The sequence below is a fragment of the Candidatus Nomurabacteria bacterium genome (genome assembly GCA_023898425.1).
Classification (GTDB): Bacteria; Patescibacteriota; Patescibacteriia; order 2-12-FULL-60-25; family 2-12-FULL-60-25; genus HK-STAS-PATE-2.
Genome location: CP060222.1, coordinates 43,280 through 64,822, shown reverse-complemented (window position 1 = coordinate 64,822; position 21,543 = coordinate 43,280). Strand labels below are relative to the sequence as shown.

Below are 21,543 nucleotides of genomic sequence, written 5' to 3'. Positions count from 1 at the left end.
GCTGGATTTAAAAATAGAATCTTTTAACGGTAGTCACGATATCCGTCTTGGCTAGCTCTCCCCTTCAATACGATCAATGATTTCTTGAAGCGACATCCAAAAAGCCTCAGTATAATCTGAAGTATTGTACACAGGCGCTGTCTCTAGTTGGATTTCATACACCATCTGAAAACAATGAGCACCTTCTTTTGGCGTCATTTTTCCAAGTGGTTTCCATAGAGTTTGTTTAAGATCTATATTAAGTTCTTCGGCTGTTTCACGAATGAATGACTCTTCGTAGGTTTCGCCTGCCTCGACATGTCCAGCCACACTATAATCTAATGCGCCTGGATAAATCTTCTTTGTGAGCGTGCGTTTTGGAATCCAGATTTTTCCTTCTTTATTGACCACAAAACCATGAACAACCCGATAGTTATGTAGACCTTGTTTGTAGACTTCATCTCGTGAAAGCTGGCCGATAATCTGATCATTTTCATCCACTAAATCCAAAATTTCTTCAGTCATAGATAAAGACTATATCAAAGCACCTAAGTGATCAATGAGAATCTAAATAAAAACATCATCAAGCCTATTCAATGGAGTTTAATCGAGCTCAACAAATCTGACGTCGCTACTAAATACATTTGGCTCAACAGATTGTTCGCCTGGCCGCCCTTTAACGATAATTTTGTGATGATATTCTTTAAGTACCTATCCTCGCGCATAGCCTTTAGTCGTCTTAGACCTCTTTTTTGTCATCAATTGTCTCCCCATATCATCCATAACAAAGATCAGGGTAAAAGTTCGCCCAAGTTTACCTAATTGCTTCATCGCATCTTTAAAATCAAGATAATCAGCATCCAAAAGAGCATTGATACCTCAAGGTCACCAAATGTTTCTGGCGATCTTCTAAGGGTGTCCTTGAGACTCTCTAGTCTGGACATTGGTTTTTGTGGGCGTTCATTGTTCATGAGTCATAAGATACCTGATACGCAACCAAACAAAAACCTCCGACGCGTGTCGGAGGGTTTTTGATGGGGTGGCCAACGGAATTGAACCCGTATTACTGGAACCACAACCCAGTGTGTTAACCATTACACCATGGCCACCATGGCGACTGTTTTTGCTGTGGTGGTGGCAGAATAGCCCTTTTAAAAAGAAAATCAAGAGGATAATCCTCTAAGATATAGACAAGCTCTGTTTTGACAAAAATAATACGCCTTTAGAGAGGTATCTTTTAGCTGCTTACTAACCGACTCGTTATTTTTAACCGTCATGGTATAGAGGCAGAAAGTGAAACCTATCGTACGTGATAACAAAAACAGAAATCAACCAAATCATCCAACTGGCGCTCGCTCAAGGACATCACCCCCGTCTCGAAGAAGCGCTCACTGCCAAGGGTATGAGTCTAGAGGAATTTTACTTCTGGCTTAACACTCTAAATAACGTCACTCGACATCGCGATCGTCGACTGATTCTCATCGCTACCGGAAACTCTCGGTAGACAGAAAGCCTCCAATATCTATTGGAGGCTCTTTCTATTATGCTGTTTGGTTTATTTCTTTGTGAACGACTCAAAAGCGCGTAGCACCTCAAGCGGCACAGCAAAGATCACGGTATTGCTTTGATCACTTGAGATATCATTGATGGAATTCAATGTACGCAAGTGAAGGGCGCCTGGATTTGCTGCAAGAATTTCAGAAGCTTTGCGAAGATTTTCTGCAGCAGCGATTTCACCTTCGGAGTTAATGATCACAGCACGGCGTTCACGTTCAGCTTCAGCCTGCTTGGCAATGGTACGCTGCATATCTTCAGGAAGAGAGATATCTTTAAGTTCAACGCTTTGAACTTCAATGCCCCAGCTACCAGAGTGACTTGCCACCAATTCACGAATACGAATAGAGGCTTGGTCACGTTCTGAAAGTAATTCATCAAGCGTAAGCTCACCAACAACATTACGCATTGTTGTTTGCGCGAGCTGAGAAACAGCATTCCATACATTTTCAACTTCGATAACAGACTTTGCTGCATCAACAACACGATAGTAGATAACAGCGTTAATCTTACAAGAAACGTTATCTTTCGTGATGGCATCTTGATAAGGAACCTCAACCGCCTTGGTACGAATATCAACCTTGGTCATGCTTTGAAATACCGGAATAATCACACGCCAGCCAGGTTGTACGATGTCTGAAAATTTACCAAGGGTAAACTTCACACCTCGCTGATATTGGTTGATTTGGCGGATGAAAGAGAGGTACACAATAAAGAGAACAAACAAGATAAACTGCCACATAAACGATTTGTATCAATAATGAGTTATATCTCTACCTTTACTCTTAATGCCTAGATCGTCAAGCATTGGTTTAGGCACCCCCACGTGAGTCGCACAGTAAAAGCCGCAGGCTTACTGCGGCTTTTTACGTGGTGTCCCCGGCTGGATTCGAACCAGCGACCTACAGCTTAGAAGGCTGTTGCTCTATCCAGCTGAGCTACAAGGACGTGTTGGCAGCAAAACTACCGCCGAAACACCAGAACGTCAAACACGAAAGATTAACGTAAATCACCGTTACCGTGCAAAACATCCCTATCCATTCGAGAGGCAAGCTTATCAACATTCATTTGTCCGACCTCTTCTAGCGAAATCCCTAATTCTCTCGCAACCTGCGACACATACCAAAGAACATCGCCCAATTCTTTTACCATCAACTGACGACGCTCTTCTGTTAATACACCTTGATCATCTCTTATCATTTTTTTCATTTTTTCTGCGAGCTCACCCGACTCTCCGCAAAGACCTAATATCGGATAGAGAAGATTGTTTCCCGATTCTGGATAGAGAGCTGTTTTTGTTGCAGCGTTTTGATAGTCATTGAGTGTCATAGAGTGATGAGATAGTTGAGTTCTTCTTTTAATTGTACTTCTCCTTGTTTTAGTTGCTTCGCGTCACGCCAACGTATAGCAATACGAATTCCCATCGAAATAAGGACGACGAGCATGACTCCCGTAGCAAAGAGCAAGCAATCACGGACCGTCCAAACGGGTAGCTGCCCTATCAATTCAAATGTTGTTGACGTGGGCACATAAGAGCCAAGATCAACCGTTCTTGCGCCAAGTGCCGGTATCGGAATAGTGATAGATAGCTCTGTTAATTTCTTATACCAAAGTGCTATTTGAGCGAGCTGCGCGAGAACAAAGACAAGCACAAAGCTGATAACCCCGGTAAATACTATGGTTTTTACAAAAACTATTGGATGAAAACCGATGAGAGATCTAAGTTCGGTATACATCGCTAACCGTCGGCGCCGATCTTCAATGGCGTGCTGCAAAATACGATCACGTTCTTGCGGATATTGCTTTATTAGCAAGTCTGTCTCTAAACATCCTGTAGGGATTGTTGAAGTCATAGCTATTCTTTTCATCAATCGTTTTACCATGAAAAGCTTTGTGCACTTCTCGCAATTGTTGATTTGTTACATGCGTATAAATTTGTGTTGTTGTGATAGACGAATGACCGAGCATCGCCTGAACGCTACGCAAATCAGCGCCATTAATCAAAAGATCCGTTGCAAAAGAATGTCTCAATGTATGAGGAGAAACCTTTTTTGGAATACCTGCTGCGGCCGCATAGTAATGTACCAAGCGCTCTATCGAACGTGGCGTTAGTGCACCGATATCTTTTACACCACTTTTCGCGCGATCATGTCGTACAAAAAGATAGGGCGCCGTATCCTTACGTAAACCAAGATAATACTTTAACGCAGCTCGTGCTTGATGCGACAAAAAAGCAACGCGTGTTTTGTCACCCTTACCACGTACCGTAAATTCATCACGCTCTAGATTAATAGAAGTAATTTTGAGCGAAGCGAGTTCTGAAACACGCATCCCCGTAGAAAAGAATAGCTCAAGAATTGCTTTATCACGTGCTTTTACCAAAGGTCCATTATCTGTTTTTTCTGGTGCTTCTAATAATCGTTGTAGATCTGAGCTTTCTAAAAAAGCAACATCACGACTCCCCTGTTTTGCGAGCTCAATCTTTTCTGGAGAGAGCGACGCGATATCACGCTTTGCTAAAAACTTAAGATACGAACGCAAGGCAATAAGATGATAATTTTGTGTAGACTTTTTTAAGGTCTTTTGCGCATCACCTGTTTCAAGTCTATTAAGATAGAGACGATAATTATGAATCATCGACGCGGTAATATCCTCGGTATCAGGATCATTTGCCCATTCGATAAAACGACGAAGATAGAATTCGTAATTACGTACCGTTAATAATGAGCGCCCCTTTTCTATTTCTAAATGCTCCAGAAAAGGGCGTAGATGTTTTGAGACAGTCGACATATATCTAGTTTAACATGCGTCGCAAAAGAAAACACGTGGGGCTTTTCCCTCCTCATCACTTTACTCAAATAAACCTGTATTAAATCGATATCCCCTTTTTCACGAATGTAAAAGAGGTTGCCGAAGGCCGGAGAAAGCCTCATATGGTATGATACTGGCTATATGCGCCGCTTGGACCTTGCTTTTGCCGCCCTTCTTTTGCCTATCGATGCTATCGCCTTATTTGGTGCAGCAATCTCTGCTTATGCATTGCGTTACTCTGATGCCGTAACAGATATACGTCCGATCTTTACCGATATATCCCTCGAGACCTATATTGGTTGGTCGGTTGTTTTTGTGGGTGTATGGATGGCGCTCTTTATGCTTGCTGGTCTCTACACGATTCAACCTCGTCGTTTTTGGAGCACCATGGGTCGGGTGATTCTTGCATCTACGGCAGGTATTATGGTTGTTGTTGCGACAGTCTTTTTCGGACAAGCGTTTACGACTTCGCGTTTTATTCTATTGACCGTTTGGGGACTCGCAACCGCCTACGTTATTGTCGGCAGAAGCTTATTACATATTGTTCGCCGTAGCTTATTGCGACGTGGCATCGGTCATCGCAAGCTCATTGTGATTGGGCAATCACGTTCTGCACTTGATCTTATTACCCTCTATCGTCAACACCCAGTAAATGGCTTTACGGTCGTAAAACACCTCAAAAAATGGACACCTGGCGTTGAGAGTGATTACGCAAAACTTCTCGAAACAAAAAAAGCCGACGCGGTTTTACTCGCCGAGCCAAATCTTGATCCGGAAACATCGCAACGTATCCACGCAATTGCAGAGCTTTATCATGCAGATTTTCGTTATCTTGCTAATCCCTTTGCGAGCTCATTTTCTCGTATTGAAATTGATACTGCTGGCGGTATACCGGTTATAGAGACAAAACGCACCCGACTTGATGGCTGGGGACGCATCTTTAAGCGTCTCTTTGATATCTTTGTTGCATTGGTACTTATCATCCTCACATCTCCTGTGATGATACTCACCGTCCTTGCATTGATGATCGAAGACGGCCTACCAGTGATTTATGTAAGTGAGCGCGTAGGTGAACGCGGATCTATATTTCCATTTTTTAAGTTTCGTTCGATGTGGCGCAAATTCTCAATTGGCTCACAATTTAAACAATCAACCAAAGCTAATCTTGCATTAGAAAAAGAGCTGATCGAGTCTCAAAGCATCAAAAAAGGACCGGTTCCAAAGATCGCTAATGACCCACGTGTAACAACCGTAGGACGTATTATTCGTCGTTGGTCTATTGATGAGTTACCTCAATTTTTTAACGTGCTAAAAGGTGATCTTTCACTCGTTGGTCCACGTCCACATCTTCCTCGTGAGGTGGCAAATTATGAGCCACACCATCGTCGTGTGCTCGCCATCAAACCAGGCATCACAGGCCTTGCTCAAATCAGCGGTCGTTCAGATTTAAGCTTTGACGACGAAGTAAGTCTCGATACTTGGTATATCGAGCATTGGTCACCGGCATTAGATATCTACATTTTGCTCAAAACTCCCTTGGCCGTATTTAAAGGAAGCGGAACCTACTAACCACCCTTGACGAGAAGATCTGACAAGGCGTTGCGTTCTATGTAGCATAGAGTTATGAGTGTAGCGCCGCAGCCTTCTCGACACGAACAACGCACTGAACCGCGTCGCATTGCCCTCGTCCATGACTATCTCGTGCAGGACGGGGGCGCTGAACGTACCCTACTTGCTCTTCATGAAATGTATCCAAGAGCTCCGATCTACACCCTTTTTCATAATCCAAAACGCACTCACGCTGGATTCAAGGGGGCAGATATTCGTACAAGTTCTTTAAACAATCTTCCTTTCGCAAAAAAACTTTATACGTGGTATTTGCCGTTTATGCCTCAAGCCATTGAGGAGTTTGATTTGCAACGCTACGATCTGGTCATCTCTTCAAGTTCTAGTTTTGCCAAAGGATTGATTGCCGCACCACACGCTTTACATATCTGTTACTTACACACGCCAACGCGCTACCTCTGGCAAGAACGCATGGGCTACGTTAATGAGCAACGCATGCCTTCAATCGTAAAACGTTTTCTCCCATCGTATCTTCATCGTTTGCGCCAATGGGATTTTCAAGCAGCTACGCGCCCTGATCATATCCTCACCAATAGTCTCCTCTCTCAAGCGCGCATTAAACGCTATTACGCTCGTTCATCCGTGGTATTGCCGCCACCTGTAGACGTTGAGCAAATCCCTCTTTCTACGAGACCTGGCACCTATTGGTTAACAGGAGGTCGCTTGGTTGCCTATAAGCGTTTTGATCTTGTTGTACAAGCATTTGCCAAACTTAATATGCCTCTAAAGATTTTTGGTGAAGGGCCAGAGCTTAAAAAACTCAAAAAGATGGCTGGACCAAAAACCGAATTCTTAGGGCATATTTCAGAAACAGCAAAAAAAGAACTCTTTCGTGAGGCGATTGCTTTTTTACATCCACAAATTGAAGACTTTGGTATCACAGCAGTAGAAGCCATGGCCGCCGGACGCCCCGTTATTGCCTTTGGACAAGGAGGCGCTACCGAAACCGTCTTAAATGGCATTACTGGTCAATTTTTTGAAGTACAAACATGGGAGGATATCGGTAATGCCGCGATTCGCTTTGATCCAAGCTCGTATGATCCGCGCCGTATCCGAGCTCACGCCGAATACTTTTCTAAAGAACATTTTAAAAAACGTATTCGTGATTACGTCGAACAAGCGTGGTCAGAACGCCAGCAGGTTCAATACCCACATACGCTTTCATCATGAAAAGAATCCTGATAGACGGACGCTGTCTTTTAGATACGCATTCGGGCGGCGTTCGACGTCTCGTTTTGTCGTTTATTGAATCCCTTCTATCGCAAAAGGCAGACGATACCGAAATCATCGTTGGCTTCACGAGCTATGCACCGCTCCCTAAAGATCTCTTGCATTTACCACATCAGCATCGTCGAATACCAAATAAGCTCGTCATCTTACTTAGTTTTGTTGGAATGGCGTACGAGCGTTATTTTACAGGTGTTTTTGACGAAATTATTTACCCAAACCTCGACTTTACGGCACCGAGTAAAACGCCTTATCGAGTACTCGTGCACGATCTCTCTTATCTCATTGAACCAACGTGGTATCCAATAAAATCTCGACTCTGGCACTTTTTATTACGACCAAAACGTCTACTTCGAAACGCCCAAAAATTGCTCGCTGTTTCAACATGGACGGCGCGTGATCTAGAGATGCTTTTATCTATCCAAAAAGAAAAGATAGAAGTTCTAACATTGCCACCATTTTTACTATCAACAAAACAACAAGAAATCCCCCAGCTCAAAAATACCTCGTATTTTCTTTTGCTTGGTGCAAACAATATACGTAAAAATAGCGAAACGGTTTTACGTGCCTTTGAACAAGTCTATAAAGAGAACGAAACAATCTTTCTGGTAACAACAGGTAATACCCCCCAACAACCTGGTGTCATTCAACTTGGTTGGCTTGGTGACGAAGAAATCTCGTGGCTCTTTTATCATGCAAAAGCACTCCTCTATCCGAGTTGGTATGAAGGATTTGGTATACCGCTTCTCGAAGCAGATCAAGCGAAAATCCCAATTATTGCCTCGACTTCATCCTCTTTGCCAGATATTGCTCCCTTATCAGCTACGTTTGTACCGCCACATCAACCACAACTCTGGACTCTGGCTATGCAATCGGTAATTCGTCGCGGATAAGCTCAATAGGTAACCACTCCCCAAGCAAAAAAAGTCGCACTTCAATTTGCTGTAAAGCATCGAGCAACCGTTCTTGATCTTTGCCCGTTTTTGTAAGCGCGTCTTCTTTTTGACGTTTCAAAAACTGACGAATACCTTCGAGCTCAGAAGACATTTCTTGGGTAACAGGCTCAAGCATCTCTTTATGATCTTGATAGATAAGACGCCATGCTTCTTGGCGAACGAGTTCAATCTCCTGAAGATGCTCCGGATACAACGCATGCTCGATACCCTCTTGTTGCAAAACGTGATCAAGTCCTCCGTCATCGGTTTTTCGTTGTAATAAGAAAAAAGCTACTGGTCGCGAAACATGTTTCGTTACTAAATCCCATTCAAGCTCTTGGCCCATCGAAGTAACAAATTGCCTAAAAGCCTGTCTTGCTGGCCAAGTTAAAGCCCCTGCTTGGAGTGAAAGCTCAATGAGTTGATCAAGTGAAACCGGCGTCTCTTCGCGCTCTGCTAGATACACATCTTCAAAAGGCTTACGCTCTTTGGCGGGTAAATAATCCAAAACAGCCTCCATAGAGTCTAAAAGAGCCTGACGATCACGAAGATCTAATATCATGACCCCAGTATACCATGAAGCTTGACAATAATACTTAATTATGATACCAAGTCCTTAATCCGTTGCGTTTGTTGCAAGACAGATAACGTGTCGGGGTTTGAGAGTGCGCTTGCACACACCCTCAGAAAGGTCCGCTGATTTGCCTATTTTAATAGGCAAAAGCTTGACCTCTGGACCGCCTCAGCTCCTGCAGAGGCGGTCTTTAATTTGCCTGATTTTAGATAAAATTTTTCTCTTTGACGACGCTAAAGATCTGTGGAACGGGGTATTAAATGAAACGAGGCTATACCTATATCCTTTCGAGTGAATCTCGAGTTCTTTATATTGGAATCACGAACAACATTGAGCGTCGCTTAGCCGAACATCGGGCTCCCCACGTGGGATTTAGCGACAAATACCAATGTCATTCGCTCGTATTTCTTGAAGAATATGACCTTGTCATTGACGCTATCGCGAGAGAAAAGCAACTGAAGAAGTGGCGTCGGGAAAAGAAAGTAGCCCTTATTCTGAAACAAAATCCTGAATGGAAGGATCTCTTACCAGCTACAGACCCCTCCACTCCTCCTTCGTCGTCGGTCGGAGTGACGGGTCGCTCATCGTAAACACAAAGGTTGCCCGCCTAGGCGGCGGGCATCATTGTTGACAGTAGGCTGTCACCGTCACCCTGAGCGAAGCGCTAGCGTAGTCGAAGGGTCTGCAGCCGTCATCCCGAGCGCAGCGCTAGCGAAGCCGAGGGATCCCAGCCGTCACCCTGAGCGAGCGAAGCGAGTCGAAGGGTTGACCTTTTAATCATTTTTCGCTAATATTCGCGCCAACTGACACCCTTATTCTTGTATGGACCGGCGAACTTAACGCACGGCATACACCTCGATCGCCTAAGGTCGGGGTCATAACGACAACAGACAGGTTATCGTTAGCTCGGGCGTCAGGTTAACCTGTCGTTATTTTTTTCTCATTATGTCTGAAATCGCAAAGTTACTTGAAGCTCATGCGAATATCGCCTACCCAACAGTTGGTGGTGTCGTAAAGGGCTCCGTCGTTTCTGTCGGTCGTAACGAAGTACGTCTTGATATTGGTGGTCTTGCTATCGGTATCATCCGTGGTCCAGAGCTTGATAAGCACATGGATCTTCGTATCGGTGACGAAGTTGAAGCTACTGTTATTCATCTTGATAATGAATTCGGCGAGCTCGAACTTTCCCTCAAAGGCGCTGGTCGCAAACGCTCATGGGACAAGATCAAAGAAATCATCAAAGCTGATACTGTTTTTCAAGCAAAGGTCTTGGATGCAAACAAAGGTGGTCTTATCACCCGCGTCGAAGGTATCCCAGCTTTTATCCCTGTTTCTCAACTCTCCCCTGCTAACTACCCACGCGTAAGCGGCGGCGAAAAAGCAAAGATTCAAGAGAAGCTCAAAGCACTCGTTGGTCAAACGCTCGATGTCAAAATTCTCGACATCAACGAAGATGACGAAAAGATCGTTGTTTCCGAAAAAGCTGTTTGGGAAACCAAGCAAGAATCCGTTCTCTCTAAATACAAAGTTGGTGATCACGTAGAAGGTAAGGTAACAGCCGTTACTGACTTCGGTGCATTTGTCCGCTTTGATGAGAACCTCGAAGGTCTCGTACATATCTCCGAAATTGCTTGGCAACGTATCGATCACCCTCGTGACGTGCTCAAGATCGGTGATCATGTTCGTGCCGAGATTATCAACATCGAAAACGCAAAGATCTTCTTGTCCATGAAGAAACTTGTCGACGATCCTTGGAAGTCCGTTGCAGCAAAATACAACCTTGGCCAATATGTTAAGGGTACGGTTCTTAAAATCAATCCATTCGGTCTCTTTGTTGAGCTCGACCCTGAAATCCACGGTCTTGCCCACATCTCTGAGCTTGCCAACAAGCCAGTAAAAGACGCGAATGAAATTGCTCGTGTCGGTGACGAATTCGACTTCCGTATCATCTCTATAGATGCAGAAAGCCATCGTCTCGGCCTCTCTCTTCGCAAGCCACGCGACGACAAAAAAGAAGAGTAATCTTCTTTTACAAAAAGCCCTGCCAATGGAGGGTTTTTTGATACCTTATTGAAGAGTTGCCTAGATGCGCTTCGTCCGCTAAAGTCCCTCCATCGCTATGAACTCCACAACACGTAATATCTTGATCGTGATCGGTTCTATTGTGCTTATTGCCATTGGACTCGCGACCGTATCCATTAAAGAACAAACCAAACTCGACATTGCAGGCTTTGCCTCAAAGGTCGCAGCTAATGAAGTAAAAGAAATCTCTGTCGAAGGCACCAAGATGACCGTTCTTCTTACAGACGACTCAACGGTGATTGTTAACAAAGAATCAGGTCTTGCTGTCTCTGAATTGCTCCAAAACTACGGTGTAGATCCAGAAAAAGCTCGCGCTATCAAAACCGAGATCAAAGAACCGTCCGCTGCCGGTATTTGGGGTGGCATTCTATTGCAGACGCTTTTACCCGTTCTCTTGATCGGCTTCTTGATGTTCTTTTTCTTTCGCCAAGTACAAAGTCAAAACAATAAAGCAGCGAGTTTTGGTCAAAGCAATGCACGCGAACTTGATCCTACAAAAGGAAAAGTAACCTTTAAGGATGTTGCTGGTGTTCGCGAAGCAAAACAAGAGCTCGAAGAAGTCGTTGAATTCTTAAAGCAGCCAGAAAAGTTTTCTAAGCTTGGTGCTAAAATCCCAAAAGGCGTTCTTCTTATGGGTTCGCCTGGTACGGGTAAGACATTGCTTGCTCGCGCCGTAGCCGGCGAAGCCGATGTGCCCTTTTTGCATATCAGCGGTTCTGAGTTTGTCGAAATGTTCGTTGGTGTTGGCGCCTCGCGCGTGCGTTATCTTTTCTCAAAAGCAAAAAAGTCTGCTCCATGTATCATCTTTATCGATGAAATCGACGCCGTAGGTCGCCAACGTGGTACGGGTCTCGGTGGCTCACATGACGAGCGCGAACAAACGCTTAACCAAATTCTCGTAGAGATGGATGGCTTCGAGACAAACCTTGGTGTGATTGTCATTGCCGCAACCAACCGCGCTGATGTGCTTGATCCTGCTCTTCTTCGCCCTGGTCGTTTTGACCGTCGTGTAACACTTGATCCTCCTGATATTCGCGACCGTGAAGAAATCCTTCAAATCCATGCACGTAATAAACCAATGGCAAAAGATGTAAATATTCGCCAACTCGCAGAACGCACCCCTGGTTTTTCTGGTGCAGATCTCATGAGTCTTATGAATGAAGGCGCCATTCTTGCTGCACGTGGTAACAAAGCAGAAATCTGTATGATGGATCTCATCAACTCCATCGAAAAAGTCATGCTTGGCCCTGAGCGCAAAAACCATCTCATGAATGAAGAAGAACGACGTGTCACCGCCTATCACGAAGCAGGTCACGCCCTTGTTGCTCATCTTTCTAAACATGCAGATCCTGTTCACAAAGTATCCATTATCAGCCGTGGACGTGCCGCCGGTTACACGATCAAACTCCCTATCGAAGATCGCGCCATGCGTCGCCGTGCGGATTATATTGATGATATTGCCGTAAGTCTTGGCGGCTATGCTGCCGAAAAACTCATCTGCGGTGACCTCACAACAGGCGCTTCAAGTGATATGCAAAAAGTCACACAAACGGCTCGTAGCATGGTCACGCAATGGGGTATGTCCGATAAACTCGGGCCGCGCACCTATGGTCAGAGCGACGAAATGGTCTTCTTAGGGCGTGAGATCCACGAAGCGCGTAACTACTCCGAATCTCGCGCTATCACCATCGATGATGAGATCGATGCCTTGATCGCAGAAGGCCTCAAGACAGCAGAAAAGATCATCACGGATAATCGCGAAGCCATGGATCGTATTACAGAATACCTCGTAAAGAATGAAACAATCGAACGTGAGCAATTTGAAGATATCGTCGGTCTTCCGCCGGCAAATGCAAAAAACTCATTAAAGAAAGAAGCCTAATAAAATTCCCTCCTATTATGGAGGGAATTTTATTGCTATAATAAAGGTCTATGCTTAAACAGAGTGGTGAAAAAAAACAATCGACATCGGCTTCGGAGCAAGCTCGGAAAACAGAAAACATTCAACCAACGAAAGCAGAAAGTAACTCAAAAAAAGTTGCTCTCTATCACGAAATTGGAACAAAAATTAAATCAGGCGAGCTCTCTCCTGAAGAAACGGCTGGTATTGTTAAAACCTTACTTTTTCAAAATGACGAGCGTATGGCATTGCGTATTTGTACGGTAGCAAAGCTTGCTCCCGATACAGTCAAGTCTCTTTTTCGACAAAGTAATGTCGCCAATAGAGCAAATTTAATACTGCAATTAGATAAAATGCCTCTTGACGCAGAAGGAGAATCCACAACAAAACCTGCGTACTCAAAAGAATCTGCGGCAATAGCAAAGCAAAAAATCGAGAAGACTCCTACCCTTCCACCAGCAACAAAGCTAGAGATTGCTCAAAAACATGCCTATGATGCGATAGAAGGGTTAAGAGGCTGGCGAGGCGGAGAACCAACGATTGGTGATAGACTAGCTAAATCTGAGGGAGGTTTTGGCTTATATGCGCTAATTAGGCAACTACAGAGTGGTGAGAGGGCAAATACCGGGTACTCTTCGGACAACCCTGAGTCAGTCATTCGTAGCTATCTAAGGTCTTATCGTTCATCACTCAAAGATTTTCTTAAGGCTGAAGAAAAAACTGGCGATACGATAAATAGTCAGCGTGCTCAATTGATAAATGATTTTTTAGAAGATCTTGCAGAAGTAGATGACGTAAGCAAAATTAATCTCGACGCATTACAAAAACGGAGTCAAGAAATTAGCGAGCTACTTAAGATAAACGTCCTCCAAACAAGGGCCGCTAAAATCGACAAATGGATAAAGCCAGGTCTATTCAATCAGCCAAGCATTAAGTCATTAGGCTTTATACAAGAAATAAAAAAAACGGCTCCTGAATCCATACGGTCTCCATTTCAAGAAAAAAATTTAAGAGGCAATATCTCTGTTTACCTCAAAATTGCTTACCCAGACAAGCCAGAATTCTTAGAACAGCTGAAACAGCACCTAGGTACAGGATCATTTTCTACCGTTGATAGGCCATTTAGACCAAAGGATTTTTATAAATCCGCCGCTGACTCTGGAGATCCAAAAGAAACTCCTAAAATCATTGGCACCTTGTCCAAACCGTATTCGGGAATGCTTTATACCGAGATCCATGACCGTTTTGTGACTCCTTCGGAAAATAGACCCGAAGCCTGGTTGAGTAGTCTCGATGCACAAAAATATCCTCCCCATAACACTGCAAATGCTCCATCAGATGAAGTTATTACCGTTACACTACCAAACCAAGAGTACCCGCAAAGACTACCTAGACCATTAAACCAACTAGGTACAAAAGAACTGGTTTATTTTGAATCAGATCAACCAGATGGTGAATTTGAGGTAACCACAACTAGCCGACATGGAGGCTACGACACACAAGACCCCGTAGAGAAACCTCGGCTGCATTTTGATATTGCCCCTCAAGGCCCTCAGCCCCTACCAGAACGAATTACAACAGCACAGTACGCAGAAAAGGTGGCTGCGCCTGAGATAGAATTACAAGAATATACCAAAAAGAGCTTGCCTGTTCATGCAAAGGCATTTATAGAGAGTATCCGCTCATTACCTGTACCTGATCAGGTTAAACAAATTGAAGCTTATAGCAAAAAATTTGGTTTTTATGATTTTGATAACGGAGAAGTCAGAGACGAGAAATCTCGTTACGCAGATATGAAGAGTCAGTTTGCTTTTATGCAAGAAAGACTTGTCGAGCTCAGTCTTACCGAGGATACGGCAGGTAAACTCTATGCGGGTGTATGTACGGATTTTCAAGCTCTCACTTCAGCGATGCTGATGGCCAACGGTATAAAAACAAGTGTTGGCGCTGGATATCTTGTTGATGGAACCGAGATAAAAAACACAGATTCACACGTTGTTTCTTTGGTTGATTTACCTACACAAGATGGTACTGTTGGACGTTTTGAAGTCGATGGCACACCTGTTGCCGGTACCCGAGGCTCAGAACAGCAATTAGAGCAACTTCAAAGAAGTGCCTTCACTGAAGCACTTTTAGAAACAAAACAAGCGCTAGAAAACCCTCAAGAAGAATCTCAAGAACCTAGCGCGATTGAAGACGTGGATAAGATACCAACGATAAGCCACCAAGAGACCATACTTACGCTTACGTTTTCACCAGAAGAAAAACAAGAAGCGCTCAGTATCGCGAATGCTATACGATTTTCTGGACTCCTGTCTCTCACTGAAGAGCAATTGAACGACCCACAAACCATGCTTTGGCTAAGTCAAACAATAGATACAGCAAGCGAGCCAAAGATCCGTGACGCATCCAATTCACCAATGAGCGACCAAGACGTTATGAAAAGCTTTACTTCATTAAGCGCTGAAATAAGCAAGCTCGATAAAAAGACCCAAGACAAACTTCATAAGATAATCCAACCCATTATCCATAACAATGTCCCACCAAAATAGCTGCATTTTTCAAGTCGCTTTAATACAGGGTAAAAAAGTCTCGACATCATGTCGAGACTTTTTATCTGTGGTATAATATTACGGTATGATTCGCAAAAACAGAGCACCTTATTTCGCTCCTTTTACCGTCACGTTCTCCCAAGCGCATTTCAGAAAGCTTGGCATGAAAAATGGATGTGGCCTTGGGCAATCCTCGCAAGCACGATCATCAGTGGGGGTATTTTTGATGTCGCCGCGAATATCTTTCAATCCGTCCGAAGTACGGGATCCCTATTATTTACACCAGCTGTCTTTCAAACGGTGCTTGGTTGGATTCAAGACTTTACCTCAAGTCCTTCAAGTTACGCGTTTAACGCCTTAAACATCACGGTTACGATTCTCGTTGCTATCGGCGTTTTTCTACTTACCTGTTTTGCTCAAGGTGTTATCGTTTATGGTCATGGTGGTCGTGCTGATGCAAAGAAACCCCTCTCACAATTAGCTTATACATCCGCCTCAAAACATCTTTGGCAAATTGTTGGTCTCACCTTTGTTACTGGTTTCTTGGCATGGATTGTTCGTTTCGCCTTACTATTACCGTATGTTCTTTCACAAAGCACGCCGAGCGTATTACTTACCCTCGTTTCGGTTGTTGGAGCAATATTTTATCTCGTGCTTACAGTACTCGTAATCGCTACCCATATCTTTGCGTTAAATGCGATTATTCATCAAGGCTCTCGTCTTGCGGAGAGCATTCTACGTGCTTGGGACCTTGCTCGTCGCGAATGGCTTCATCTTGTTGAGCTTGGTTTTGCGCTTTGGTTTATCAATACAATCGCCTTATCTGCTGTTGCTATCTTATTTGCCGTAATGGGAGTGCCTATTTTCTTGGTGATGGTTGCTGCTGCCTTGTTAAATAATAGCGCAATTCTCTACGCTGCCTATCTCTTTGGAGGTACACTTTTCATCGCTTTAATGTTTGTAGCGGCTGCGGTAACCGTTTCGTTCCAATACGGAGTATGGCATCACCTCTTTATAGAGCTGGGTGAAGGTGGATTAGCCCCAAAAATACACAGAATCATCCGTTGGTTTATGAGGAAGGCTTAAGCCTTCCTTTTTCGTGCTAGAATAGAGTCATATTTATGACAACGATACGTTCTATTGAAGACCTTCTCAAAAAACCTTCTGGTTCAAGCAAAGTAGGAGACGATACTTCGGATACCTCCGGTAAAAAAACTGCCTCAAAAGGTGGCGGCTTAAAACCGCCAACCAGCAAGCCTTCTGACAAAAAAGCGCAACCTCTTACTGACAACCAAAGCGCACCACAAGCCCTTCAGAGTAAGATTGGAGAGATTGCTCTGCAAGAACAAGAAAAACAAACGGCTGCCAAAGCAAGTCAGTTAGGGTTGCAGTATATTTCTCTTGAAGGGTTTCCGATTGCGCCTGAGGCATTGATGCTTATTTCGCGCGATACCGCCGAAACGCTACATGTCGTACCATTCTTTCTCGTTGGTGATGAAGTACGACTTGCAACCACCGCTTTCAATAAAGATATTGAAGCCTTGGCTGCATCTATCACCAAAGATCGTCGTGCGAATGTAAAGATTTATCTTGTAAGCGAGCACTCTCTGACAAATGCTCTTAAACTCTACGAAAAGCTCCCGACCCCAAAAGAAATCATCTACGGTTATCGAATCAATGAAGAAGACCTCGCAAAATACGAAAAAGAAATCGGTAATTTTCAAGACTTGCAAGACAAGATTAAACAAGTTAATACGAGTGACATTATTACCCTGATGTTTGGTGCTGGGTTAAAAGTTGGCGCATCAGATATTCACGTAGAAGCAGAGGAAGAAGACGTAAAAATACGTTTTCGTATTGATGGACGCTTGCGCGAAGGCGCCTCTCTTCCAAAAACAGCCTGGAAACAAATCATCACCCGTCTTAAATTACTTGCCGGTGTAAAAATCAATATTGAAGATGTTCCGCAAGATGGTCGTATCACCATTTATCTCACCAACGAAAAAGTAGATATTCGTGTGAGTTTCTTACCTACAGCTTTTGGCGAGTCTGTTGTTATGCGTTTATTGCGTCCTAAAGCGATTGCGCTCGAATTTGATAAACTTGGTATTCGTGGACATGCCTTTGAAGCGCTAAAGGCCGAGATCGAAAAGCCTAATGGCATGATTATTACAACGGGTCCTACTGGATCAGGTAAAACAACAACGCTTTACGCGATTCTTCAGCAGCTTAATCAACCAGAAGACAAAATCATTACCCTCGAAGATCCGATCGAGTATAAACTCCAAGGCATCAATCAAAGCCAAATTGAACATGATAAGCACTATGGCTTTGCCGAAGGTCTACGCTCTATCCTCCGTCAAGATCCAGACGTGGTGATGGTCGGAGAAATCCGTGATACCGAAACAGCAGAAATCGCCATTCAAGCAGCTCTTACTGGCCACCTTGTTGTTTCGACGATTCATACCAACTCCGCAGCTGGCGCAATTCCTCGCTTTCTTTCGATGGGGGTAAAACCATTTCTACTAGCTCCTGCTCTCAATGCCATTATCGGACAACGTCTCTTACGTCGTCTTTGTCCTGATTGCAAAGTAGAAGTAAAACTCAACACCTCCCAAAAACAACAAGTAAAAAGATTATTAGACGCGATCCCAGAAGCAAGTGGCGAGATCGTACCTCCAGAATCTGCCTGGAAATTTATGGGCCCAGGTAATGATAAGACCTGCCAAACCTGCGGAGGCTTTGGCTATAAAGGCCGTGTTGGTATCTACGAAATTTTTACTGTTACAAATGATGTTGAAGAAGCCATCCTTCGCCCAGATGCAGATGCAACCGAAGCAGAGATCCAAGGACTCGCCATGAAGCACGGTATGATTACCATGGCTCAAGATGGCTTATTAAAGGCTCTTGATGGCATTACAAGCGTCGAAGAGATCTTTGCGGTAGCAAATGTTGACTCCGAACTTTTAGAACCAGGTACGGGCAAAAAAGCCTAAATCTGTTCAAGCGTTACGTGCCGCGTCTCCCCTTCTTGAACGATCGAAAACATGAGGACTTGCTTCTCATGTTTTTTGATCCACCCTTCTACACGTTCTGGCCACTCTAATGCAAGAATCGCATCACCTCCTGCGAGCTCTTCGTCTAAATCCAGGACACGAAAATCCTCATCGCTTTCGATACGATATGCATCAACATGAATCAAACGTTTAATGCCCGATGTCGTTTTAACCGAATACGTACGCATTAACGAAAACGTTGGACTCTTTGGCGCGCTCTTAGAACCCATCGCCGCAGCAAGCGCTTGAACAAAGGTGGTTTTACCAGCTCCTAAATCACCCTGCAGGGCAAAAATTTGGCCAGGTACTAAAATCTTCGCAATATCTTTTGCGAGCGCTTCCCAGTCATTGAGTGTTGTAATCGTAAATGTTTGCGTCATACATTCCATTCTGGTTTTGCGTCCATCGTCTTCCAATTATGCGACTCACCAAGTTGATAGCGCCAATAGCCTGCCGCCGCAATCATTGCCGCATTATCCGTAATATATCTTTTGTCAGAAGGAAAGTATCGAACGTCAGATAATTGCGTTTCAATAGCATTGCCCAACGCTTCACGCAAAAGAGCATTAGCCGATACACCTCCAACCAAAAGTATTGCTTTTACTTGGTGTTTTTTTGCTGCCTTTATGGTTTTGTATACGAGCACATCAACAATCGCGCGCTGTACCGAGGCAGAAAGATCTTCTTTGGCTTGTTCTCGAGCCTCACCTTCTTTGCTTGAAACCGTTTGCCAAGCCAAACGTACTGCAGTCTTTAGTCCACTAAAGCTCATATCTAGGGTTGCGTCCTTAAGCATTGGACGCGGCAAATCGAAAGCCTTTTCGTCACCTTCAAGTGCGAGCTTTGAAATCTGTGGACCTCCCGGATATGGCAATCCCATGAGTTTTGCGGATTTATCAAAAGCCTCACCTGCTGCATCATCACGCGTTTGACCAACAATCTTATACTTGCCTGGCGCTTTCATAAGTACGAGTTCGGTATGACCACCTGAAACAATCAAAGCCAGCATCGGGTACTCCCAGTGTTCACGCGCTTTCTCATCAAGCCAAGCAGAGGCCAAATGACCCTCGAGATGGTTTACGCCAATAATCGGCTTACCGCTTAACATCGCCAAAACACGGCCAGCCTCGATACCAACACGCAAAGCTGTTGCGAGACCTGGTCCTTGTGTAACAGCGATAACATCAAACGAATCCATCCCTTTATCACCCAAAGCCTGCGTTAAAAGCGAGACTGTTTCTGGCACATGCGAACGCGCTGCTACCTCTGGCACCACACCACCATACTTTTGGTGAATAGGAATTTGCGATGAAACCAAATTGTGTACAAGTTCGACACTTTTCCCCTTTGCATCCACAGACAAAACAGCGATCGCTGTTTCGTCGCAACTCGACTCAATGGCTAATACACGCAAATCTTTCATGGCCTGAGCTTAGCCAAATCAAATACTTTTGTCTATTGTAATACATTGACAAAATGGGGATTTTCAGGTCTTCTATAGCCGTCTCGTACCAAAGTTAGGAGTGCTAATGTCATTTTTTGGAGTTGAAAACCCAAAGCCACCCTCGCTCAAAACACGGAGAGCCGGAAAGCCTGGTCACAATATGAGCGGTCATACGCTCAAGCCAAAAGCTAGCTCACTTCGTCTTCGTGTCATGGATACTGACTCAGGTAAGCTGATAACGTATTTCGACATCACTCATGAAGAAGGGCGTACATTGACGCCAGAAAGAGCGAAAGCCTCTCTCATCAAGATCTCCCAACGGATCGGATGCAGAATCGACGTTGTCATCGCACGCGTTCTTCTCACAAAATGCCGCACGCATTATCGCGAAGTCCACTACTCGCTAGAGTCCGATAACTGCATTATTGTAGAGGCTCCCCAAAGCCAATACATTCACCAGCAAAACGAGATAACCTATATCCTCGGACAAGACGATTACTTCTATCGTCTGGTCGAAGACCCTGCTTTGCAGGCGCCCATCAAGCGCTTCACTCCTTTTTGGGAAGCCGAAGAGACGCTCCTAGCCCAGAAATCCTGAACCAACCATTCACTCCCCAAGTTTCACCCGCTACTTCGCGGGTGTTTTAATAAGCAAATTTAGCTACTCTTTTACACGATCCGACATCATCTTTCTCAGTGCCGATTCTTGAATAAGAGCATGAGCTGAGCCATAGACGATAAAAAGCTTTTTAAATTCATTGAGATACTTCTGTAATTGCTCTACCATATACCGGTCTCGATATTCTCCCCAAGCTGCTGAAGCTTTATTTGTAAGTCCGTAAGGTTTTCCTTCCCATGGCACAGGATCACTAGCTAGTTTATAAAAGGAGAGATTTTCTGGTTGATATGGGACACCAAATATCTCTTGATGAATCACCTTAAAGCGCTCAAGAGAAAAATCATAGTCATCCCACTTAAATTGTTTGGACATCTCCAATAGATAAGGCGCAACATACGCCTCGATATTGGATTTTAATTGTGTGCGGTCATACTGTGCGAGTAAAGCAGAAACTCTCTGAGCAAAAATCACATCACGAGGAATACCCTGTTGTTCTATATATTGAACAGCAAGCTCATCACTCGGCTCTGGCGAAACAACTTTAATACCACGATCAATGGCGAGCTTTGCCGTATAAAATGCTTCGCCATAACTTTGTATCAACTCAGCATTAGGCAGAGTCGGCATACGTTTTTGAAGATCTTTCCTTGATTGTGAATTGATAGACGGCATCCCCTCAACAATAATAAGATCTGGTTTTTGGTTATCAAGCTTATCTTTAATATGTTGAAAAAATGGATCCTGAGGATCATTCGTATGTTTTACACCTAGAAAATCAACGATCTCATCACCAGCCACTAAACGATACTCATATAATTGCGGATGCTTAACTTTGGCATATTCTGCATAGCTCATTAAATCAGCACCAAAATTTGGTTTTTCGTTTCTTGGTTCTTGGTGACTTGGTTTTTCCATAGATGAAATGATTTCAGTCTACCAAACGAGCAACGATGAGAAAACTACTCACAATCGATAGCGACTAGACATTCTAAGCTCTGCCGCTCGCCTAACACAAGGTTGGTTGTTTATTAATTTGTAAGCGATGATGAATCTATTGAAAAAACCTTTGGGTGAGGCTACTATGAATTCACAATCCTCAACAGGAGACATTCACATGTGTTGGAGAGACGACGTAAGAAAAGCCCGCTATTGCGGTTCGTGCCGTGCAGAATACTTTGGCGACC

The 21,543-nt window shown here is 44.1% G+C and carries 18 protein-coding genes, 2 tRNA genes and 1 pseudogene; 10 read left to right on the top strand and 11 right to left on the bottom strand.

From position 1 onward, the window contains the following. Positions 1-7: 7 nt before the first annotated feature. The 7 genes and pseudogenes from H6759_00305 to H6759_00275 all read right to left on the bottom strand — a co-directional run bounded on the left by H6759_00305 (position 8) and on the right by H6759_00275 (position 4,323). Positions 8-504: pseudogene (locus H6759_00305) on the bottom strand (NUDIX domain-containing protein). Between the two features lie 510 nt (positions 505-1,014). Then, a tRNA-His gene (locus tag H6759_00300) sits at positions 1,015-1,088 on the bottom strand. A 446-nt stretch (positions 1,089-1,534) separates the two neighbouring features. Then, a complete protein-coding gene (locus H6759_00295) occupies positions 1,535-2,275 on the bottom strand; it encodes a slipin family protein (GenBank protein USN52514.1) in 741 nt (246 codons plus the stop codon). 129 nt (positions 2,276-2,404) lie between these two features. Further along, positions 2,405-2,481 (bottom strand) — tRNA-Arg (locus H6759_00290). Positions 2,482-2,532: 51 nt separating this feature from the next. Next, a complete protein-coding gene (locus tag H6759_00285; protein USN52513.1) occupies positions 2,533-2,862 on the bottom strand; it encodes a nucleoside triphosphate pyrophosphohydrolase family protein in 330 nt (109 codons plus the stop codon). Further along, positions 2,859-3,386 (bottom strand): hypothetical protein, encoded by a 528-nt coding sequence (locus H6759_00280; protein USN52512.1) that lies wholly within the window; start codon positions 3,384-3,386, stop codon positions 2,859-2,861. Before H6759_00280 ends, H6759_00285 begins: the two co-directional genes overlap by 4 nt. After that, positions 3,316-4,323: a tyrosine-type recombinase/integrase gene (locus H6759_00275; protein ID USN52511.1), complete on the bottom strand. Its 1,008-nt coding sequence runs from the start codon at positions 4,321-4,323 to the stop codon at positions 3,316-3,318. The genes H6759_00280 and H6759_00275 overlap by 71 nt, the downstream gene beginning before the upstream one ends. Positions 4,324-4,485: 162 nt before the next feature. On the opposite strand from H6759_00275, the gene H6759_00270 reads away from it, so the two are divergent. The 3 genes from H6759_00270 to H6759_00260 are packed head-to-tail and all read left to right on the top strand — an operon-like array spanning position 4,486 to position 8,090. Beyond that, complete coding sequence (locus H6759_00270; protein USN52510.1) at positions 4,486-5,913, top strand: sugar transferase; 1,428 nt, start codon at positions 4,486-4,488, stop codon at positions 5,911-5,913. 54 nt (positions 5,914-5,967) lie between these two features. Then, complete coding sequence (locus H6759_00265; GenBank protein USN52509.1) at positions 5,968-7,140, top strand: glycosyltransferase; 1,173 nt, start codon at positions 5,968-5,970, stop codon at positions 7,138-7,140. After that, positions 7,137-8,090, top strand: a complete 954-nt coding sequence (locus tag H6759_00260) for a glycosyltransferase family 4 protein (GenBank protein ID USN52508.1) — start codon at positions 7,137-7,139, stop codon at positions 8,088-8,090. The genes H6759_00265 and H6759_00260 overlap by 4 nt, the downstream gene beginning before the upstream one ends. Here the strand turns inward: H6759_00260 and H6759_00255 are convergent. After that, complete coding sequence (locus tag H6759_00255) at positions 8,062-8,694, bottom strand: hypothetical protein (GenBank protein USN52507.1); 633 nt, start codon at positions 8,692-8,694, stop codon at positions 8,062-8,064. The two genes, H6759_00260 and H6759_00255, sit on opposite strands and share 29 nt — an antisense overlap. Before the next feature lie 272 nt (positions 8,695-8,966). On the opposite strand from H6759_00255, the gene H6759_00250 reads away from it, so the two are divergent. The 6 genes from H6759_00250 to H6759_00225 all read left to right on the top strand — a co-directional run bounded on the left by H6759_00250 (position 8,967) and on the right by H6759_00225 (position 18,236). After that, a complete protein-coding gene (locus H6759_00250; GenBank protein ID USN52506.1) occupies positions 8,967-9,296 on the top strand; it encodes a GIY-YIG nuclease family protein in 330 nt (109 codons plus the stop codon). Between the two features lie 355 nt (positions 9,297-9,651). Next, on the top strand, positions 9,652-10,728 hold the full coding sequence (locus H6759_00245) for a S1 RNA-binding domain-containing protein (GenBank protein USN52505.1): 1,077 nt from the start codon (positions 9,652-9,654) through the stop codon (positions 10,726-10,728). 97 nt (positions 10,729-10,825) lie between these two features. Then, the gene (gene hflB / locus H6759_00240) at positions 10,826-12,670 is read left to right on the top strand and encodes an ATP-dependent zinc metalloprotease FtsH (protein ID USN52504.1); all 1,845 of its coding nucleotides are present in this window, start codon (positions 10,826-10,828) and stop codon (positions 12,668-12,670) included. 50 nt (positions 12,671-12,720) lie between these two features. Beyond that, positions 12,721-15,240, top strand: coding sequence for a hypothetical protein (locus H6759_00235; GenBank protein USN52503.1), 2,520 nt, complete (start codon positions 12,721-12,723; stop codon positions 15,238-15,240). Between the two features lie 174 nt (positions 15,241-15,414). Beyond that, complete coding sequence (locus tag H6759_00230; protein ID USN52502.1) at positions 15,415-16,326, top strand: hypothetical protein; 912 nt, start codon at positions 15,415-15,417, stop codon at positions 16,324-16,326. Between the two features lie 35 nt (positions 16,327-16,361). Further along, positions 16,362-18,236, top strand: coding sequence for a type II/IV secretion system protein (locus H6759_00225; protein ID USN52501.1), 1,875 nt, complete (start codon positions 16,362-16,364; stop codon positions 18,234-18,236). Here H6759_00225 and tsaE read toward each other — a convergent pair. Then, entirely contained in the window at positions 18,233-18,676 is a 444-nt protein-coding gene (gene tsaE, locus H6759_00220) for a tRNA (adenosine(37)-N6)-threonylcarbamoyltransferase complex ATPase subunit type 1 TsaE (protein USN52500.1), read from the bottom strand. The two genes, H6759_00225 and tsaE, sit on opposite strands and share 4 nt — an antisense overlap. Beyond that, entirely contained in the window at positions 18,673-19,719 is a 1,047-nt protein-coding gene (gene tsaD / locus H6759_00215) for a tRNA (adenosine(37)-N6)-threonylcarbamoyltransferase complex transferase subunit TsaD (protein USN52499.1), read from the bottom strand. The genes tsaE and tsaD overlap by 4 nt, the downstream gene beginning before the upstream one ends. Positions 19,720-19,900: 181 nt before the next feature. Here tsaD and H6759_00210 point away from each other — a divergent pair, with 181 nt between their 5' ends. Then, positions 19,901-20,338 carry a hypothetical protein gene (locus H6759_00210; GenBank protein USN52498.1) on the top strand — a complete coding sequence of 146 codons (438 nt, stop codon included), beginning with the start codon at positions 19,901-19,903 and terminating at the stop codon, positions 20,336-20,338. A 63-nt stretch (positions 20,339-20,401) separates the two neighbouring features. Here the strand turns inward: H6759_00210 and H6759_00205 are convergent, their stop codons facing one another. Continuing rightward, positions 20,402-21,274, bottom strand: coding sequence for a hypothetical protein (locus H6759_00205; GenBank protein USN52497.1), 873 nt, complete (start codon positions 21,272-21,274; stop codon positions 20,402-20,404). Positions 21,275-21,543 lie beyond the last annotated feature (269 nt).

Excerpts from the sequence above, each read along its gene's own strand:
- H6759_00295 (USN52514.1), bottom strand. The coding sequence starts at position 2,275 with ATGTGGCAGTTTATCTTGTTTGTTCTCTTTATTGTGTACCTCTCTTTC.
- H6759_00285 (USN52513.1), bottom strand. The coding sequence starts at position 2,862 with ATGACACTCAATGACTATCAAAACGCTGCAACAAAAACAGCTCTCTAT.
- H6759_00280 (USN52512.1), bottom strand. The coding sequence starts at position 3,386 with ATGACTTCAACAATCCCTACAGGATGTTTAGAGACAGACTTGCTAATA.
- H6759_00275 (USN52511.1), bottom strand. The coding sequence starts at position 4,323 with ATGTCGACTGTCTCAAAACATCTACGCCCTTTTCTGGAGCATTTAGAA.
- H6759_00270 (USN52510.1), top strand. The coding sequence starts at position 4,486 with ATGCGCCGCTTGGACCTTGCTTTTGCCGCCCTTCTTTTGCCTATCGAT.
- H6759_00265 (USN52509.1), top strand. The coding sequence starts at position 5,968 with ATGAGTGTAGCGCCGCAGCCTTCTCGACACGAACAACGCACTGAACCG.
- H6759_00260 (USN52508.1), top strand. The coding sequence starts at position 7,137 with ATGAAAAGAATCCTGATAGACGGACGCTGTCTTTTAGATACGCATTCG.
- H6759_00255 (USN52507.1), bottom strand. The coding sequence starts at position 8,694 with ATGATATTAGATCTTCGTGATCGTCAGGCTCTTTTAGACTCTATGGAG.
- H6759_00250 (USN52506.1), top strand. The coding sequence starts at position 8,967 with ATGAAACGAGGCTATACCTATATCCTTTCGAGTGAATCTCGAGTTCTT.
- H6759_00245 (USN52505.1), top strand. The coding sequence starts at position 9,652 with ATGTCTGAAATCGCAAAGTTACTTGAAGCTCATGCGAATATCGCCTAC.
- hflB (USN52504.1), top strand. The coding sequence starts at position 10,826 with ATGAACTCCACAACACGTAATATCTTGATCGTGATCGGTTCTATTGTG.
- H6759_00235 (USN52503.1), top strand. The coding sequence starts at position 12,721 with ATGCTTAAACAGAGTGGTGAAAAAAAACAATCGACATCGGCTTCGGAG.
- H6759_00230 (USN52502.1), top strand. The coding sequence starts at position 15,415 with ATGTGGCCTTGGGCAATCCTCGCAAGCACGATCATCAGTGGGGGTATT.
- H6759_00225 (USN52501.1), top strand. The coding sequence starts at position 16,362 with ATGACAACGATACGTTCTATTGAAGACCTTCTCAAAAAACCTTCTGGT.
- tsaE (USN52500.1), bottom strand. The coding sequence starts at position 18,676 with ATGACGCAAACATTTACGATTACAACACTCAATGACTGGGAAGCGCTC.
- tsaD (USN52499.1), bottom strand. The coding sequence starts at position 19,719 with ATGAAAGATTTGCGTGTATTAGCCATTGAGTCGAGTTGCGACGAAACA.
- H6759_00210 (USN52498.1), top strand. The coding sequence starts at position 19,901 with ATGAGCGGTCATACGCTCAAGCCAAAAGCTAGCTCACTTCGTCTTCGT.
- H6759_00205 (USN52497.1), bottom strand. The coding sequence starts at position 21,274 with ATGGAAAAACCAAGTCACCAAGAACCAAGAAACGAAAAACCAAATTTT.